This window comes from Streptomyces sp. NPDC093064 (genome assembly GCF_044754605.1).
Lineage (GTDB): Bacteria > Actinomycetota > Actinomycetes > Streptomycetales > Streptomycetaceae > Streptomyces.
Genome location: NZ_JBIVPK010000021.1, coordinates 97,176 through 115,017 on the forward strand (window position 1 = coordinate 97,176; position 17,842 = coordinate 115,017).

The window sequence follows — 17,842 nt, forward strand, 5'->3', positions numbered from 1 at the left end:
GAGCGCAGGGCCGCAGCGGGCCGGGAGGTTACGCCGGAACGCTCGCCACCCCGGGCTCCAGGAACCGCTTGCCGTTCACTCGTTCCGACACGCCTTCGCGGTCCAGGTACGGCGTGATGCCGCCCAGGTGGAAGGGCCACCCGGCGCCGGTGATCAGGCAGAGGTCGATGTCCTGGGCCTCGGCGACGACGCCCTCGGCCAGCATCAGGCCGATCTCCTGCGCGACCGCGTCGAGCACCCGCGCCCGCACCTGCTCCTCCGTCAGGACGGTGTCGCCCTGCTTGAGCAGCACGGCGACCTCCGGGTCCAGCTCGGGCCTGCCGCTGTCGTAGACGTAGAAGCCGCGCTTGCCGGCCTCGACGACCGCCTTGAGGTTCGGGGAGACCGTGAAGCGGTCCGGGAACGCCTGGTTGAGGGTCTCCGAGACGTGCAGGCCGATCGCCGGGCCGACCAGTTCGAGCAGGACCAGCGGGGACATGGGCAGGCCGAGCGGCTCCACCGCCCGCTCCGCCACCTCGACCGGGGTGCCCTCGTCGATGACGTTCTGGATCTCGCCCATGAAGCGGGTCAGGATGCGGTTCACGACGAACGCCGGGGCGTCCTTGACCAGAACCGCGGTCTTCTTCAGCTTCCTGGCCACCGCGAAGGCGGTCGCCAGCGAGGCGTCGTCCGTCTGCTCGCCGCGGACGACCTCCAGCAGGGGGAGGATCGCGACCGGGTTGAAGAAGTGGAAACCGACGACCCGCTCGGGGTGCTTCAGCTTCGACGCCATCTCCGTCACGGAGAGGGAGGAGGTGTTCGTGGCGAGGATCGCGTGCGCCGGGGCGACCGCTTCGACCTCGGCGAACACCTTCTGCTTGACGCTCATCTCCTCGAACACGGCCTCGATGACGAAGTCCGCGTCCGCGAAGCCCTCTGCCTTGTCCAGGACACCGGTCACCAGCGCCTTGAGGCGGTTGGCCTTGTCCTGGTTGACACGGCCCTTGCCGAGCAGCTTGTCGATCTCGGCGTGGACGTAGCCCACGCCCTTGTCGACGCGCTCCTGGTCGATGTCCGTCAGGACGACCGGCACCTCCAGGCGGCGCAGGAAGAGCAGGGCGAGCTGGGAGGCCATCAGGCCCGCGCCGACCACGCCCACCTTGGTCACCGGGCGCGCCAGGTTCTTGTCCGGGGCGCCGGCCGGGCGCTTGCCGCGCTTCTGCACCAGGTTGAACGCGTAGATGCCGGCCCGCAGTTCGCCACCCATGATCAGGTCGGCGAGAGCCTGGTCCTCGGCGTCGTAGCCCTGCTGGAGGTCGCCGTTCTTCGCGGCGGCGATGATGTCCAGGGCGCGGTAGGCGGCGGGGGCCGCGCCGTGCACCTTGGAGTCGGCGATGAACCGGCCGCGCGCGACGGCCTGGTCCCAGGCCTCGCCCCGGTCGATCACCGGGCGCTCGACCTCGATCTCGCCCTTGAGGACCGCCGTCGTCCAGAGCAGCGACTGCTCCAGGAAGTCGGCACCCTCGAACAGGGCGTCCGCGATGCCGAGTTCGTGGACCTGCTTGCCCTTGAGCTGCTTGTTCTGGTTGAGGCTGTTCTCGATGACGACGGTGACGGCCCTGTCGGCGCCGATCAGGTTCGGCAGCAGCGTGCAGCCGCCCCAGCCCGGGACCAGGCCCAGGAACACCTCGGGGAGCGAGAACGCCGGGAGGGCCGCGGAGACCGTGCGGTAGGTGCAGTGCAGGCCGACCTCGACGCCGCCGCCCATCGCCGCGCCGTTGTAGTACGCGAAGGTGGGCACGGCCAGCTTCGACAGCCGCTTGAAGACCTCGTGGCCGCCCCTGCCGATGGCCAGCGCGTGCTCGTGCTCCTTGAGCAGCTCCACGCCCTTGAGGTCGGCGCCGACCGCGAAGATGAACGGCTTGCCGGTGATGCCGACGCCGACGATGTCGCCGTCCGCAGCCTCCTTCTCCACCTGGTCGATGGCGGAGTCGAGGTTGGCCAGCGAGGCCGGGCCGAAGGTGGTCGGCTTGGTGTGGTCCAGGCCGTTGTCCAGCGTGATGAGGGCGAAGCGGCCCGCGCCCCGGGGCAGGTCGAAGTGGCGTACGTGCGCCTGTGTGACGACCTCGCCCGGGAACAGCTCGGCCGCGCCCTTCAACAGCTCAGCGGTGGTGCTCACTTGTCGCCTCCGTCGAAGTGCGGGTTCTCCCAGATGACCGTCGCGCCCATGCCGAAGCCGACGCACATGGTGGTCAGGCCGTAACGGACCTGCGGCTGCTCCTCGAACTGGCGGGCCAGTTGCGTCATCAGGCGGACGCCGGAGGAGGCGAGCGGGTGGCCGAAGGCGATCGCGCCGCCGTACTGGTTGACGCGCTCGTCGTCGTCCGCGATGCCGTAGTGGTCGAGGAAGGCCAGGACCTGCACGGCGAAGGCCTCGTTGATCTCGAACAGGCCGATGTCGGAGATCGACAGGCCCGCCTTGGCCAGGGCCTTCTCGGTGGCCGGGATCGGGCCGTAGCCCATGACCTCCGGCTCCACGCCCGCGAAGGCGTAGGAGACCAGGCGCATCTTGACCGGCAGCCCGTGCTCGCGGGCGAAGTCCTCGCTCGCGATGAGGGAGGCGGTGGCGCCGTCGTTCAGACCGGCCGCGTTGCCCGCGGTGACCCGGCCGTGCACGCGGAACGGCGTCTTGAGGCTCGCCAGGTTCTCCAGGGTGGTGCCCGGACGCATCGGCTCGTCCGCCGTGACCAGGCCCCAGCCGGTCTCGCCGGTCTCGGGGGTGGTACGGCGTACGGAGATCGGGACCAGGTCGGCCTGGATGCTGCCGCCCGCGTACGCCTTGGCGGCCTTCTCCTGCGAGCGCACCGCGTACTCGTCGGCGCGCAGCTTGGTGATGTGCGGGTAGCGGTCGTGCAGGTTCTCCGCGGTCATGCCCATGAACAGGGCGGACTCGTCGACCAGCTTCTCGCTGACGAACCGCGGGTTGGGGTCCACGCCCTCGCCCATCGGGTGGCGGCCCATGTGCTCGACACCGCCCGCGATGGCGATGTCGTACGCGCCGAACGCGACGGCGCCCGCCACCGTGGTCACGGCGGTCAGCGCGCCCGCGCACATCCGGTCGACGGAGTAGCCGGGGACCGAGGTGGGCAGGCCGGCGAGGATGCCGGCGGTACGGCCGATGGTCAGGCCCTGGTCGCCGATCTGCGTGGTCGCGGCGATGGCGACCTCGTCGATCTGCCGCGGGTCGAGGCCGGGGTTGCGGCGCAGCAGCTCCCGGATCGCCTTCACGACGAGGTCGTCGGCGCGAGTCTCGTGGTAGATGCCCTTCGGGCCCGCCTTGCCGAACGGGGTGCGGACGCCGTCGACGAAGACGACGTCCTTGACGGTACGAGGCACGATGGCTCTCCTCCAGGGTGCGGGACGGCACTGCCGCGCAGCGCTGAGCGCGCGCTCACCCTCCATGCTACTCATGGGTAATGTGACTGCCCAGTCCCCGCGCCCACAGCGGCGAAGGTCACACTGCCGGCGGCGCCGTCGAACCCCGCGGGGTCAGCACGGGAGTCGGCACGTTATGCGAGCCCGGACCCTCCTCCAGGAGGGCGCCGAACAGTGTGCGGGCCACGTCCGCGCCGAAGCCGTGCACGTCGTGGCTCATCGCGGACAGCGTCGGGTGGGTCAGCCGGCACAGCTGGGAGTCGTCCCAGGCCAGCAGGGACACGTCGGCCGGGACGCGCAGGCCCATCTCCGCCGCCACCGACAGTCCGGCCACCGCCATGATGTCGTTGTCGTAGACGATCGCCGTGGGCCTCTCCGGCGGGGCCGCGGACAGCAGCGAGCGCGTCGCCCGCGCCCCCGTCTCGCCGGAGAAGTCGGTCGCCACCTGCCACGCCCCGGCCAGCCGAAGGCTCCGCGCCGCCGCGTCGAACGCCGCCGCGCGGATCTCCGTGTGCCCGAGGGCCGCCGCGCCGCCGACCCGGGCGATCCGCCGGTGCCCGAGCGCCGCCAGATAGCGCACGGCCTCGGTGACCGCGGTGGCGTCGTCGGTCCACACCGAGGTGAGCCCGCCGGTCAGCGACGGGTGTCCCACGGCGACCGCGGGCAGCCCGATCCGCCGTGCCACGGCCGGGCGGGGATCGACGGTGCGGAAGTCGACCAGGATCGAGCCTGCGATCTGCCGGGCCTTCCACCACGTCTCCAGCAGGCCCGCCTCCTCCCGCGGTTCGCGTACGAGCCGCAGCAGCAGCGAGCAGGAGTGCTCGGCGAGGACGCTCTCCACCCCCGATATGAACTCCATGTAGAAAGGTTCGAGCCCGAGCAGCCGGGCCGGCCGGCAGATCGCGAGCCCGACCACGTCCACGCGCGAGCCGGCCAGTGACCGGGCGACCGGGTTCGGCGCCCAGCCCAGCTCGCGCGCGGCCCGGAAGATGCGGTCGCGGGTCGCCTCCGAAAGGCCCGGCTTGCGGTTGAAGGCGAGCGACACCGCCCCCTTGGACACCCCGGCACGCGCGGCCACGTCCTTGATGGTGACGCGGGGTGCCGTCACCGGGCGGGCTCCACGCAGTACAGGGCCGACCGGACGGCGTCGGCCGCCTCCGGGCCGCCGGGGATCCTCCAGCCGTCGACCCCGATGGTCACGCGTTCACCGGGGAGCAGGGTGACAAGACCCGTGTCGGCCCGCGCGGCCGGGTCCAGCCGGTCGGCCTGGAACAGCAGGTCCCGCACCAGGGTGCGGGCGGTCACGGTGACCGCGTCCGGCGCGACGGAGACGTCGAACTCCGGCGGCGGACAGGGGATGTCGCGGTCCGGCACCGGGAAGTGCAGGGCGCGTAGGCCGTCCGCCTCCGCGACCAGGAACTCCTTCGGGCCGGCCGGCACCAGTTCGGGCGGGACGGGAACGTCCGCGACCGTGCGCGCTGCGGCGTGCAGGGCCGTACGCGTGGAGGCGACCACCTCGCCCGCGACGGACATCCGGCGCAGGGTGAGCTCGCCCGCCCACGGCGCGGCCGACTGGTTGACGGCGGCCAGCACCAGCCCGCCCTCCCTCGCCCGGAGCGTCAGCAGCCGGTCCGCGTAGAGCCGTTTCAGCTCGTGGTACAGCGGCTTCTCCCGCCCGTCGCCGTCGATCGCCGCCCAGGACGTCACCGGCCAGCAGTCGTTGAGCTGCCACACGACGGTGCCCGCGCACACCGGCCAGTGCGAGCGCCAGTGCTCGATGCCGGCGGCCACCGCCCGCGCCTGGTTGAGCTGGGTGAGGTAGTGCCAGCGGTCGAAGTCCCCCTCGGGCGGGGCGAAGTGCGGGGCCAGTCCGCGCTCCAGCTTGCCGTTGCCGTCGCCGGCCTTCTGGTGGTGCAGCATGCCGGGGGAGTCCGGGGCGAGTTCCTCGCCGGGCAGGGCGCGGCGCAGGGTCGCGTACGCGGGCGGCGCCTGCCAGCCGAACTCGGCCACGAAACGCGGCACGTTGAGCCGGTAGTCCGCCCAGTCGCGCCGGTTCCACACCTCCCACGAGTGGTGCGTGCCGTGCGCCGGGTCGTTGGGGTGGTGCGCCCAGGACCCGGACCAGGGGCTGCCCGCCGTGTACGGCCGGGTCGGGTCGAGTTCGGCCACCACCCGGGGCAGCAGGCCCAGGTAGTACCCCTCGCCCCACGAGTCGCCGGTCAGCCGCGGCTCCCAGCCCCAGTCCCTGAAGCCCCACAGGTTCTCGTTGTTGCCGTTCCACAGCACGAGCGAGGGATGCGGCATCAGGCGTACGACGTTCTCGCGGGCCTCGGCCTCCACCTCGCCGCGCAGCGGCTGCTCCTCGGGGTAGGCGGCGCAGGCGAACGGGAAGTCCTGCCAGACCAGCAGGCCGAGTTCGTCGCAGGCGTCGTAGAAGTCCTCGCTCTCGTAGATCCCGCCGCCCCAGACCCGGACGAGGTCCACCCCCGCCGCGGCCGCCTGGCCCAGCCGCTGCCGGTAGCGCTCACGGGTGATCCGGGAGGGGAACGCGTCGTCCGGGATCCAGTTGACGCCCCGTGCGAACAGCCGCTCCCCGTTGACCACGAGGGTGAAGCCGCTGCCGTGCTCGTCGGCGGAGGTGTCCAGCTCCACGGTCCTGAAGCCGATCCGCTGACGCCGCGCGTCCAGCACCTCCGTGCCGCGCAGCAGCGTCAACTCCAGCTCGTACAGCGGCTGTCCGCCGTACCCCCGGGGCCACCACAGGTCGGCGTCCGGCACCCTGAGCCGTACGACCCCGGCCGTGCCGTCGACAGCCACCCGCGCCCGGACCCCTCCCACCTTGGCCTCGACGGCGAGTTGGGCCTCGGCGCGGGTCCGCTCCACCCCGATGTGCACCTCGACCACGCCCGTACCGTCCTCGACGGTCACCAGGGGGCGCACCCGGTCGATCCGGGCCGTGGACCACGATTCCAGCCGCACCGGGCGCCAGATGCCCGCCGTGGCCAGGGTCGGCCCCCAGTCCCAGCCGAAGGAGCAGGCCATCTTGCGGATGTGGGCGAAGGGTTCGGTATAGGCGGAAGGTCGCTCTCCGACACGTGCGCGCACGGCCTCCGCCTCGGTGTACGCGGAGTCGAAGCGCACCGTCAGGTTCCCCTGACGGCCCGTCACGTCGAAGCGGTACGAGCGGTGCATGTTGCGCACCCGGCCCAGCCGCCCGCCGTCCAGCGTGATCTCGGCGGCGGTGTCGAGCCCGTCGAAGACCAGGTCGGTCCGCTCGTGCCCCGATTCGGCGTCCAGCCGCCTCTCGTAGGTCCACTCCCGGCGGCCCACCCAGGCCACGTCCGCCTCGTTCCGGCCGAGGAAGGGATCCGGGATCAGCCCGGCGGCCAGCAGATCCGTGTGCACACAGCCCGGCACGGCCGCCGGTAGCGCCGAACCCGTGTCGTCGGGGTGTCGCAGGATCCATCCCTCGGTGAGCGGTGTGGCCCGAAGCATGCGCTCTCCCTAAACCGGTCCAATCCAACTGGTCTGTGGTGTAGCAGCGTTGGCGAGATTCGGACTTTACCGGTTGAGAAAGCGCTGTCAGAGTGCCGAACCAGCCAACCCGGCCGTCCGGCCGGCCCATCCGCAGTGCTCGTCCGTCCGCAGAACGGAGCTGACGCACATGAACCGCCGCACTTTCCTCGCCGCGACCACCGCGGCCCTGCTGCTCACCGGGTGCACCGGCACCGGAGGCGCCTCGAAGGGGCAGGACGCCGAGGCACCCGACCCGTCTCCGCGAACACCTCGCTCGCCGGGGTCGCCGTCTGGCGCTACCTGGGCCTGAACTTCGTCCTGTTCCTGGGCGCGATCCAGTCCATCCCGGGGGAGCTGTACGAGGCCGCCGAGCTGGACGGGGCGAACCGCCGGCAGCAGTTCCGGCACATCATCGCTCCCGGCATCAAGCCGGTGCTGACCCTGACCGTGATCCTGTCCGTCTCCGGCTCGCTGTCGGCCTTCGAGATCCCGTACATCATGACCGGCGGGGCGACCGGCACCGAGACCTTCGTGATCCAGACCGTGAAGCTGGCCTTCCAGTTCAACAAGACGGGGCTCGCCTCGGCGGCGGCGGTCGTACTGCTGCTGATCATCCTGGCGGTGACCTGGGCCCAGCGGCGCCTCGTCCCCGACGACAGGGTGGACCTGGTATGACGCGCCGCATCGTCGCCCGGACGCTGGTCTACGTCTCGCCGGCCGCCGCGTCGGTGGTCGTGCTGCTCCCGCTCGGTGTGGTCCTGATGGCGTCCCTGAAGACCCCGGAGGAGATGGCCGACGACGGCGGGGCGCTCACGCTCCCCGGCGATCCGCTGAACTTCCGCAACTACGCCACGGCGTTCCCAGGACGGCCGGATGCTCTCCGCGTTCGGCAACACGGCCTTCATCCTGGTCTTCGCCATCGGCGGCACGGTGCTGATCGGCTCCATGACGGCCTACGCCATCGACCGCTTCACCTTCCGCTTCAAGAAGCTCGTGGTGACGCTGTTCCTGGTCGCCGCGCCGGTCCCCGGCGTCACCACCCAGGTGGCGACCTTCCAGATCGTCAACGGATTCGGCCTGTTCGACACGCGCTGGGCGCCGATCGCCCTCTACATGGGCACGTACATCGTGTCGATCTACATCTTCCTGCAGTTCGTCCGGTCCATCCCCCTGTCCCTGGACGAGGCGGCCCGCCTGGACGGCGCCAACGCCTTCACGATCTACCGGAAGATCATCTTCCCGCTGCTGAAGCCGGCGATCGCGACGGTCGTGATCGTGAAGGGGATCACCGTCTACAACGACTTCTACATCCCCTTCCTCTACATGCCCTCCGAAGACCTTGGCGTGATCTCGACGTCCCTGTTCCGCTTCCGCGGCCCCTTCGGTGCCCACTGGGAGACGATCTCGGCAGGAGCGGTCCTGGTCATCCTGCCGACCTTGATCGTCTTCCTGTTCCTCCAGCGCTTCGTCTACAACGGCTTCATGAAGGGGGCGACCAGGTAGGGCACGGGCACCCGGGCGACGGGGGAGGCGCGCCCGGCCGGACAGGCCCTCAAGGTCCTGGGCGCCCCTGGACGACAGGGCCTAGGCGTCCTGGGCCGCCAGTGCCTTCACCAGCACCGGAGTGACCTGTTCCACCTGCCACGGCCGCGCGCCGTACCCGGCGAGGGCGGCGCCGACCGACTCGGCGTCGGCGCCCTTCGGCGGCTCCCAGCACAGGCGCCGCACGGTGTCCGGTGAGACGAGGTTCTCCTGCGGCATGTTCAGCCGCTCGGCCAGCGCCGACACCTCGGTCTTGGCGGCGGCCAGCCGTGCCGCCGCCACCGGGTCCTTGTCGGCCCACGCCCGCGGCGGCGGAGGCCCGGTCACCTGCTGCCCCTGCTGCGGCAGCGCCGACTCGGGAAGGTCCTTGGCCCGCTCCACCGCGATCTGCCACTGCTCCAGCTGCCGCCGGCCGGTCCGGTGCCCGAAGCCGTTCAGCGCGGCGAGCGCGTGCACATTGGCCGGCAGGGCGAGCGCGGCCTCCACGATGGCCGCGTCCGAGAGCACCTTGCCCGGCGACACGTCCCGCCGCTGGGCGATCCGGTCCCGGGTCTGCCACAGCTCCCGCACGACGGCGAGCTGCCGCCTGCGCCGCACCTTGTGCATCCCGGAGGTACGCCGCCAGGGATCCTTGCGCGGCTCGGCGGGCGGCGCCGAGGCGATGGCGTCGAACTCCTGAAGGGCCCACTCCAGCTTGCCCTGCCGGTCCAGCTCCTTCTCCAGGGCGTCGCGCAGGTCGACGAGCAGCTCCACGTCGAGCGCCGCGTACCGCAGCCACGGCTCGGGCAGCGGCCGGTTCGACCAGTCGACGGCGGAGTGGCCCTTCTCCAGGACGAAGCCCAGTACGCCCTCGACCATCGCGCCGAGCCCGACCCGCGGGAACCCGGCGAGCCGGCCGGCCAGCTCGGTGTCGAACAGGCTGGTCGGCAGCATGCCTATCTCGCGCAGGCACGGCAGGTCCTGGGTGGCCGCGTGCAGCACCCACTCGACGCCGGACAGTGCCCCGCCGAGGCCGGACAGGTCGGGGCAGGCGACGGGGTCGATCAGCGCGGTGCCGGCGCCCTCGCGGCGCAGCTGCACCAGGTAGGCGCGCTGGCCGTAGCGGTAGCCGGAGGCCCGTTCGGCGTCGACGGCGACGGGGCCGGAGCCGGCCGCGAACGCGGCGGTCACCACGGCGAGCGCGTCCGCGTCGGCGATCACGGGCGGGATGCCCTCACGGGGTTCGAGCAGGGGGATCGGCGCCCCGGTGCCAGAAGATCCGCCGTCGTCCGGAGGGGCGCCTCCGGTGGTTCGCAGTGAGCTGTCTGCTGCGGTCTCTTGGGCGTCGGTCACATGTCAAGAGTATCCGTGGATGGACGGCGCCCGCCGACGGAACGTTCCGTCGGCGGGCGCCGGGGGGTCGTAAACCGGTCAGGCAGGTGATACGTCCGGTGCACGACCGGCAAGGGGCACGCGCGGAGCGCGACCGGGGGGACGACCGGGGGAGGGGACGGTTTCTCGGGCGGACGGGTCGGGTGCTGAACGTGCTGATGGGGGGGACGGGGGAGAGGCGTGCGGGGGGTCGGGGACGGAGACGGACAAATCGAGAAAGGGGCTGTTCGGGGCGGTCGGGGCGGTCAGTGGATGATGCCGGTCCGCAGGGCTACGGCGACCATGCCGGCCCGGTCGCCGGTGCCGAGCTTGCGGGCGATGCGGGCGAGGTGGCTCTTGACGGTCAGCGCGGACAGGCCCATCGAGACGCCGATGGCCTTGTTCGACTGGCCCTCCGCGACCAGCCGCAGCACCTCGACCTCGCGGCCGGAGAGCTCGCGGTATCCACCCGGGTGGCTCGGGGCGCCCGGGGGGCGGCGGTGCAGTCGGGCGGCCGCGGCGCCGATGGGGGCGGCGCCGGGCCGGGTGGGTAGCCCGACGTTGGTGCGGGTGCCGGTGACGACGTAGCCCTTGACACCGCCGGCCAGAGCGTTGCGAACGGCGCCGATGTCGTCGGCGGCGGACAGGGCCAGGCCGTTGGGCCATCCGGCGGCACGGGTCTCGGACAGCAGCGTGAGCCCGGAGCCGTCGGGCAGGTGGACGTCGGCTACGCAGATGTCACGCGGATTGCCGATACGGGGACGGGCCTCCGCGACGGACGACGCCTCGATGACGTCACGGACTCCGAGCGCCCACAGATGACGGGTGACAGTGGAGCGGACGCGCGGGTCCGCCACGACGACCATGGCGGTCGGCTTGTTCGGGCGGTAGGCGACCAGGCTTGCGGGCTGCTCGAGGAGAACGGACACCAGGCCTCCTGGGGGGTGGGGGGACGGGGCCGGCTTGTGGGGATGAAGCCGGGAAGAACCGTGCTTGCAAGGTCACAGTGGTCTTCGGCACCAAACCCGGTGTCCTTTAGAGAATGATCACGATCTGGTGAGTGACCGAGCGTTTAATTCGAACGTATTGTCGATAATCCGAAGGTCGAATCGGTTCACTTGGGTGTCGTTCGGGAGCGATACCTGCCTGAAAGTGGCCGTATCGACAAAGAAACGGCAAGAAGCCGGTAAGCCGCCCGGACAGGTGTACGCGCACGGGTGCGGGGCCTCGTCAGCGTGGGTGCCAGTCCCTCGTCAGCGCGGGGACGGGTCCGGCGTCAACGCGACTGCGGACCGCGCCGCTGCGGCAGCGTCACCACCGACGCGTCCCCCGGACCGGCCGGCGGCAGCCCGGCGACCTGGGCGAGCAGATCGCACCAGGACGCCAGGTGCGCCGCGGTGTCCGGCACCCCGCCCAGCCCCTCCCGGGGCGTCCAGGAGGCGCGGATCTCGATCTGCGAGGCCGCCGGGCGCGACGACAGCCCGCCGAAGTAGTGCGAACTGGCGCGCGTGACGGTCCCGCTCGGCTCGCCGTACATCAGCCCGCGCGCCTGGAGCGCCCCGGTCAGCCACGACCAGCACACGTCCGGCAGCAGCGGGTCGGCGGCCATCTCCGGCTCCAGCTCCGCGCGCACCAGCGTCACCAGCCGGAAGGTGCCCTGCCAGGCGTCGTGCCCGGCCGGGTCGTGCAGCAGCACGAGCCGGCCGTCGGCCAGGTCCTGCTCCCCGTCGACGACCGTGGCCTCCAGCGCGTACGTGAACGGAGCGAGCCGCTGCGGCGGCGGGACCTGCTCGATCTCCAGCTGCGGCCGCAGCCGCGCGGCCCTCAGTGCCTCGACCGCCGCCCGGAAGGGCAAGGGGGCCTGAGCCGTCCTGCTCGCATCGTCGTCCCCCTTTCCCGGATCCTTCGGATCGTCCATTCCGCCAGTGCCGTCCGACAGTCGTCCCTGAGCCGCAGCCATGCCGGGAAGATTAAGGGGAACCGGGCCTTTGTGCAGGGCAAGACACCCCGCCGCCGTCGGCGGCGCCGTCCGGGGGCCGCACACCGGGGCCTTCGCGTCATCGGGGGCATGCGAGACTTGCGGGCGTGAGTGCCAACCAGACGCCCGCAAGCCGGCAGCCGCAGACAGCCACCTACGACTCCGCCTTCCTGAAGGCGTGCAGGCGTGAACCCGTGCCGCACACCCCCGTGTGGTTCATGCGGCAGGCCGGGCGCTCCCTGCCGGAGTACCGCAAGGTGCGCGAGGGCATCCCGATGCTCGAGTCCTGCATGCGCCCGGAGCTGGTCACCGAGATCACCCTCCAGCCGGTCCGCCGGCACAACGTGGACGCGGCGATCTACTTCAGCGACATCGTCGTGCCCCTCAAGGCCATCGGTATCGACCTGGACATCAAGCCCGGCATCGGCCCGGTCGTCGAGCGCCCGGTGCGCACCCGCGAGGACCTCGCGCGGCTGCGCGACCTGACCCCCGAGGACGTCTCCTACGTCACCGAGGCGATCGGCCTGCTCACCCGCGAGCTCGGGTCCACCCCGCTCATCGGCTTCGCCGGCGCCCCCTTCACTCTCGCGAGCTACCTCGTGGAGGGCGGCCCCTCCCGCACGTACGAGAACGCCAAGGCGATGATGTACGGCGACCCCGAGCTGTGGGCCGACCTGCTCGACCGCCTCGCCGCCATCACGACCGCCTTCCTGAAGGTGCAGATCGAGGCGGGCGCGAGCGCCGTGCAGCTCTTCGACTCCTGGGCCGGCGCCCTCTCGCCGGTCGACTACCGCCGCTCGGTGCTGCCCGCCTCCGCCAAGGTCTTCGAGGCCGTCGCCGGGTACGGCGTCCCGCGCATCCACTTCGGCGTCGGCACCGGCGAGCTGCTCGGCCTGATGGGCGAGGCGGGCGCGGACGTCGTCGGCGTCGACTGGCGGGTCCCGCTCGACGAGGCCGCGCGCCGTGTCGGCCCCGGCAAGGCGCTCCAGGGCAACCTCGACCCGACCGTGGTGTTCGCGCCCCGGAAGGCCATGGAGGCCAAGGCCCGGGAGGTGCTGGACGCGGCCGCGGGACTGGAGGGCCACATCTTCAACCTCGGCCACGGTGTCATGCCCTCGACCGACCCCGACGCGCTCACCCACCTCGTCGAGTACGTCCACACGCAGACCGCGCGCTGACCCGCCGCCCTTCCCCCGGTGCCAGGCGCACCGGGGGAGGGACGGGGGCGGGCCCTTCGGGGGCCGGTCGCCGGCCGTCAGTACCGCAGGCGGGTGGCCGCGACGATGCTCTGCGGGGTCGCCCCCTCGAACCGCGCGGCCTCCGCACGCCGTACGGCGACGACCGCGCCGAACAGCGACTCCCCGAGTGCCTCGCGCAGCACCGCCGACCGCTCGAAGTGTGTCAGCGCCTCGGTGAGCGAGGTGGGCAGCCGCTTGTGCCCTCCCACCTCGGCGGGGTCACCCACCTCGGGCGGCGGGAGGGTCGCGGCGGCGTCGATCCCGGCGAGGCCGGCGGCGATGACCGCGCCCACCGCCAGGTAGGGGTTGGCCGCCGCGTCGAAACTCTTGATCTCGGCGTTCGCCGCCCAGCCGGCGTCCGGTGCCCCGGCGACGAAGCGGATCGCGGCCTCCCGGTTCTCCGGGCCCCAGCACTGGAACGCGCCGGCCCAGCGGGAGGGTTCGAGCCGCAGGTAGCTGGCGGCCGAGGGCGCGCCGAGGGCGAGCAGCGCGGGCAGCTCCCGCAGGACGCCCGCGAGGAACGCCTCGCAGACCGCCGTCATGCCGTGCGGTCCGTCCCCGTCCCGGCACAGGTTCCGGCCGTCCTGCCAGAGACTGAGGTGCAGGTGGCGTCCGTTGCCGACCGCTCCCGCCTCGACGACCGGGGCGAACGACGCCGTCAGCCCGTGCCGCGCGGAGACCGCCCTGACCGTCTCCCGCACGAGCACCGCCAGATCGGCGGCTCCCACCGGGTCCGCGGGTGCCACGGACACCTCGAACTGGCCGGGCGCGTACTCCGGGTGCAACTGCTGTACGGCGACGCCCTGGGCGACGAGGGCGTCCAGCACGTCGCGCAGGTAGTCGGACAGCTCGACGAAGCGTGCCATGCCGTACGCGGGGCCCGCGGCCGGGCGGGACGGGGACGGATCCGTGTCTCGGCCGACCACCCACTCGGTCTCGAAGCCCATCCGCAGGGCGAGGCCGCGTTCGGCGGCCCGCTCGGTCATCCGCCGGGCGAACAGCCGTTGACAGCCGGGGTACGGAGTGCCCCGCTGGTCGTGGCGGTCGGCGGGCGCCCAGGCCCAGCCGGGCTGCGCGGCCAGCGGGGTCAGCCGGTCGAGGTCGGGCAGGAGCCGCAGGTCGCCCTCGGGGGCGCCGGTGTGCCCGGCGGTGGTGACGGAGTCGTCGGCCAGGAACAGGTCGAAGACCGGCGGCATGGCGACACCCCACCGCACGGCGTCGGGCAGCGCCGAGACCGGCACGGTCTTGACCCGGGTGATGCCCGCGCTGTCCACCATGGTGAGGACGATCCCGCTCACTCCCTGTGCCGTCAGCCGGTCGGCCTCCCCGGCCGCCCGGGCCCGCTCCTCGCGCGCGGTGGACATGGCATCCTCCTTCACCGCGTGCGGCCGTCATCGGCTCCGCGGTCGTGCTCTTGAGTGTGATCGCCGCCGGGGCGCCGGCGGCCGGAGCCCCCGCCCGGATCACTTCGGTGACGTGGGCGAACGCCGCGGCGGCCGGGTGCGGGTGCCGGGACCGACCGCGGGTATGCCGGACCGGCCGGGGCAGGGGGTGCGTCCGGCGCGGCAGTGGACCGCCGGTGTCCGTCAGCGTCGGTCGAGGAGGTCCATGAACATGCTCTTGTGGAGTTCCTCGACATGCCGGCGCGCCACCTCGGCCGCCTCCGCCGCGTCCCCGCGCAGTATCGCCTTCACCAGGGCGCGGTGCTCGTCGTTGGAGTGGCGCAGGAAGTCCAGCGGGTAGGGCAGGTAGTAGCGGTACAGCTCCCGTAGCACGGCGCCGTAGGGCTCGGCGACGGAGTCGAGTCCGGTCGCGGCGGCCACCGCCATGTGGAACCGCTCGTCGCAGCCGTGGAACTCCGCCCAGCTCGGGGCCCGGTCCATCTCCTCGAGCAGCCGGTCCAGTTCCCGCGCGGACTCCGGGTCGAGGCCGCGGACCGCGGCCAGATGCGCGACCCCGCACTCCAGGACGAGCCGGTGGTCGATCAGCTGGTGCACGTCGGCCGACGCCGCCCGGTACGTCTCGATGGCCCCGACCGTCGAGTGCGCGGGCCGCTCGGCCACCAGCGTCCCGCCGGTGCGGCCGCGTCTGCGCTCCAGCACGCCCTCCTTGCACAGGGCCACCAGGGCCCGGCGGACCGTGATCTCGGAAACGCCCAGGGCCTCGGCGATCCGGTCGCTGCCCGGCAGCCGCTCACCGGGCGCCAGCAGGCCGAGATCGACGGCGAGCGCGATACGGGCCCGTACGGCGTCCAGTGCGGACAGCCGCCGGATGGCGGTGAGCGGCGGCGCGTTCAGGCCGTGCGTGGCCTGCTCCGCGCGCGCCGGGCGGGAGTTCACGGGGGAGCCGGGCATGGCGACACCGTACTCAAAAGTGCTCATCTTGAACACTCTTGTTTAAGTGCTCATCGTGCTCTATTTTTTTTCGCCATCAGGCCACCTGCTGTCCGAAAGTGGTGACTCCCGTGTCCCGGCCCCTGCCCATCGCCCTCGCGCAGGCCCCTCCGCGCTCCTCCCGCTCGCCGCTGGCCGGCTTCGCCGACGAGGTCCAGGACCTCCTCGCGAGGTTCCCCGGGACCCGTCTGGCGGTCTATCCCGAGCTGCACCTGTGCGGGGTGGAGGGTTCCCGGGAGGAGCGGGAGGTCCGGCTGCGGGAGTCCGCGGAGCCGTTGGACGGCCCCCGGACCAAGATGCTCGCCGAGCTGGCGGGTGACCTGGGGATCTGGCTGCTGCCCGGCAGTGTGTGCGAACGTGGTCCGCAGGGCGAGCTGTTCAACACCGCTCTGGCCTTCTCGCCCGAGGGCCGGCTCGCGGCCTCGTACCGCAAGGTCTTCCCGTGGCGCCCCTATGAGCCGTACGACCCCGGCGACCGCTTCGTCGTGGCCGACCTGGCCGAGGCGGGCCGGATCGGCTTCGCGATCTGCTACGACGCGTGGTTCCCCGAGGTCTCCCGGCATCTGGCCTGGATGGGGGCGGAAGTGATCGTCAATCCGGTCATGACGACGACCGCCGACCGTGCCCAGGAACTGGTCCTGGCCCGGGCCAACGCCATGGTGAACCAGGTCTACGTGATCAGCGTCAACACCGCGGGCCCGGTCGGCACCGGCCGCAGTCTCGTGGTGGACCCGGAGGGCCGGGTACGGGTCGAGGCCCCCGACGGCCTGCCCACCGTCCTCACCGACGTGCTCGACCTCGACGACGTCACCCGGGTCCGAACCCACGGCACGGCGGGCCTCAACCGTGTGTGGGACCAGTTCCAGGACGGTGACGCCCCGATCGAACTGCCGCTGTACCAGGGGCGGATCGACCCCCGCCGCTGGAATCCGGACCGCCGCGCCGGCGGCTGACCGCCCGGCACGTCCGCCTCCGCCCCGTCCCCCGCGCCCGCCGACACATCCCCGGAAGCCCGCCCGGCCCCTACGCGCCCCTGGAGCCCCGCCATGGAACAGCCCACCCCGACACTGAACCGGACCCTGACCCTCAGATCAGTCGTCGCCTTCGGTCTCGCCTACATGACCCCCCTGATCGTGCTCGGCACGTACGGAGTCATCGCGCAGACGACCAACGGCACCGTGCCGACCGCCTACCTGCTGGCCATGGTCGCGATGATCTTCACCGCGCACAGCTACGGCAAGATGGCCGCGGCCCATCCGGTGGCGGGCTCGGCCTACACCTACGTGCGGCGGGCCATCGACTCCAGGGCGGGCTTCCTCGTCGGGTGGGCGACGCTCCTCGACTACTTCTTCCTGCCCATGGTCATCTGGCTGATCGGCGGCGCCTACCTGCACGCCCAGTTCCCCGGCGTGCCCTTCTGGGTCTGGATCGTCGGCTTCATCGCGATCACCACCGCGTTGAACGTGCGCGGCATCCGCACCGCGGAGAAGACCAACGACCTGCTCATGATCTTCCAGGTCCTCGTCATCGGCTTCTTCGCGCTCTTCTCGCTGCTCCACGTCTTCCGCCACTCGGGCGCCGGAGGGCTGTTCAGCGCCACGCTGTTCCTCAACGACAACAGCACCCTGGTCGGCGTCTCGGCCGGAGCGGCCATCGCCGCGTACTCCTTCCTCGGCTTCGACGCCGTCACCACCCTCACCGAGGAGACCGTCGAGCCGCGGCGCACCATCCCCCGCGCGATCATGCTCATCGCCCTGATCGGCGGCGGTATCTTCGTCCTGCTCGCGTACACGACCCAGCTCGTGCACCCGGGGAGCACCTTCACCGACCCGGACTCGGCCGCCTTCGAGATCGCCAAGACGATCGCCGGGAGCCTGTTCTCCTCGATCTTCCTGGCCGGCCTGGTGGTCGCTCAGTTCGCCTCGGGCATCGCCGCCCAGGCCAGCGCCTCCCGCCTGCTGTTCGCGATGGGCCGCGACGGGGTGCTGCCCCGCCGCTTCTTCGGGTTCGTCCACCCCCGGTTCCGCACCCCCGCCGTCAACATCGTGCTGACGGGGGCGATCGGACTCATCGCGCTGCGACTCAACGTGGCGACGTCCACGTCCTTCATCAACTTCGGCGCGTTCACCGCTTTCACCTCGGTGAACCTCAGCGTGATCGCCACCTTCCTGCGCGAGCGTCGCGCGGGCCGCAGGCTCAACCCGCTCACCTACGTCGCCTTCCCGGTGATCGGCGCGGCGGTCGACATCTGGCTGCTGACCCGCCTCGACGGCAAGGCCATCACCCTGGGCCTGATCTGGCTCGCCGTGGGCGTGCTCTACCTCGCCTATCTCACCCGGCTGTTCCGGACCCCGCCGCCGGAGATCGACTTCACCGAGGAGACCAGGACCCCCGAAACGGTCTGACCGGGA

12 protein-coding genes and 2 pseudogenes are annotated in these 17,842 nt (G+C 72.0%); 5 read left to right on the top strand and 9 right to left on the bottom strand.

Translation table 11 applies throughout. From position 1 onward, the window contains the following. Nucleotides 1–28 precede the first annotated feature (28 nt). The 4 genes from ACIQFZ_RS24355 to ACIQFZ_RS24370 all read right to left on the bottom strand — a co-directional run bounded on the left by ACIQFZ_RS24355 (nt 29) and on the right by ACIQFZ_RS24370 (nt 6,909). A complete protein-coding gene (locus ACIQFZ_RS24355; protein WP_402692118.1) occupies nt 29–2,158 on the bottom strand; it encodes a 3-hydroxyacyl-CoA dehydrogenase NAD-binding domain-containing protein in 2,130 nt (709 codons plus the stop codon). Further along, on the bottom strand, nt 2,155–3,375 hold the full coding sequence (locus ACIQFZ_RS24360) for a thiolase family protein (RefSeq protein WP_383057731.1): 1,221 nt from the start codon (nt 3,373–3,375) through the stop codon (nt 2,155–2,157). The genes ACIQFZ_RS24355 and ACIQFZ_RS24360 overlap by 4 nt, the downstream gene beginning before the upstream one ends. A 118-nt stretch (nt 3,376–3,493) precedes the next feature. Then, nucleotides 3,494–4,522: a LacI family DNA-binding transcriptional regulator gene (locus ACIQFZ_RS24365; protein ID WP_402692119.1), complete on the bottom strand. Its 1,029-nt coding sequence runs from the start codon at nt 4,520–4,522 to the stop codon at nt 3,494–3,496. Continuing rightward, nucleotides 4,519–6,909 (bottom strand): glycoside hydrolase family 2 protein, encoded by a 2,391-nt coding sequence (locus tag ACIQFZ_RS24370; RefSeq protein WP_402692120.1) that lies wholly within the window; start codon nt 6,907–6,909, stop codon nt 4,519–4,521. Before ACIQFZ_RS24370 ends, ACIQFZ_RS24365 begins: the two co-directional genes overlap by 4 nt. Nucleotides 6,910–7,182: 273 nt before the next feature. Between ACIQFZ_RS24370 and ACIQFZ_RS24375 the strand changes: the two are divergent. Together ACIQFZ_RS24375 and ACIQFZ_RS24380 are read left to right on the top strand one after the other, a co-directional pair. Next, nucleotides 7,183–7,605, top strand: a pseudogene (locus tag ACIQFZ_RS24375) (carbohydrate ABC transporter permease); the annotation flags it as partial. Beyond that, nucleotides 7,602–8,433, top strand: a pseudogene (locus ACIQFZ_RS24380) (carbohydrate ABC transporter permease). The pseudogenes ACIQFZ_RS24375 and ACIQFZ_RS24380, both read left to right, overlap by 4 nt. An 81-nt stretch (nt 8,434–8,514) precedes the next feature. On the opposite strand, the gene ACIQFZ_RS24385 reads toward ACIQFZ_RS24380, so the two are convergent. The 3 genes from ACIQFZ_RS24385 to ACIQFZ_RS24395 all read right to left on the bottom strand — a co-directional run bounded on the left by ACIQFZ_RS24385 (nt 8,515) and on the right by ACIQFZ_RS24395 (nt 11,782). Next, entirely contained in the window at nt 8,515–9,804 is a 1,290-nt protein-coding gene (locus ACIQFZ_RS24385; protein WP_402692121.1) for a ribonuclease D, read from the bottom strand. A 284-nt stretch (nt 9,805–10,088) separates the two neighbouring features. Next, nucleotides 10,089–10,751, bottom strand: coding sequence for a response regulator transcription factor (locus tag ACIQFZ_RS24390; RefSeq protein ID WP_003972894.1), 663 nt, complete (start codon nt 10,749–10,751; stop codon nt 10,089–10,091). Between the two features lie 347 nt (nt 10,752–11,098). Continuing rightward, nucleotides 11,099–11,782: a DUF3000 domain-containing protein gene (locus ACIQFZ_RS24395; RefSeq protein ID WP_365424565.1), complete on the bottom strand. Its 684-nt coding sequence runs from the start codon at nt 11,780–11,782 to the stop codon at nt 11,099–11,101. 125 nt (nt 11,783–11,907) lie between these two features. Between ACIQFZ_RS24395 and hemE the strand changes: the two genes are divergently transcribed. Beyond that, complete coding sequence (gene hemE, locus ACIQFZ_RS24400; protein ID WP_365774241.1) at nt 11,908–12,978, top strand: uroporphyrinogen decarboxylase; 1,071 nt, start codon at nt 11,908–11,910, stop codon at nt 12,976–12,978. A 77-nt stretch (nt 12,979–13,055) separates the two neighbouring features. On the opposite strand, the gene ACIQFZ_RS24405 is transcribed toward hemE, so the two are convergent. Together ACIQFZ_RS24405 and ACIQFZ_RS24410 are read right to left on the bottom strand one after the other, a co-directional pair. Beyond that, entirely contained in the window at nt 13,056–14,402 is a 1,347-nt protein-coding gene (locus ACIQFZ_RS24405) for a glutamine synthetase family protein (protein ID WP_402692122.1), read from the bottom strand. A gap of 222 nt (nt 14,403–14,624) precedes the next feature. Then, nucleotides 14,625–15,419, bottom strand: coding sequence for an FCD domain-containing protein (locus tag ACIQFZ_RS24410; protein WP_365424559.1), 795 nt, complete (start codon nt 15,417–15,419; stop codon nt 14,625–14,627). Between the two features lie 83 nt (nt 15,420–15,502). On the opposite strand from ACIQFZ_RS24410, the gene ACIQFZ_RS24415 reads away from it, so the two are divergent. Further along, nucleotides 15,503–16,384, top strand: coding sequence for a carbon-nitrogen hydrolase family protein (locus ACIQFZ_RS24415; protein ID WP_365424557.1), 882 nt, complete (start codon nt 15,503–15,505; stop codon nt 16,382–16,384). Between the two features lie 93 nt (nt 16,385–16,477). Further along, nucleotides 16,478–17,836, top strand: coding sequence for an APC family permease (locus ACIQFZ_RS24420; RefSeq protein ID WP_402692123.1), 1,359 nt, complete (start codon nt 16,478–16,480; stop codon nt 17,834–17,836). Nucleotides 17,837–17,842 lie beyond the last annotated feature (6 nt).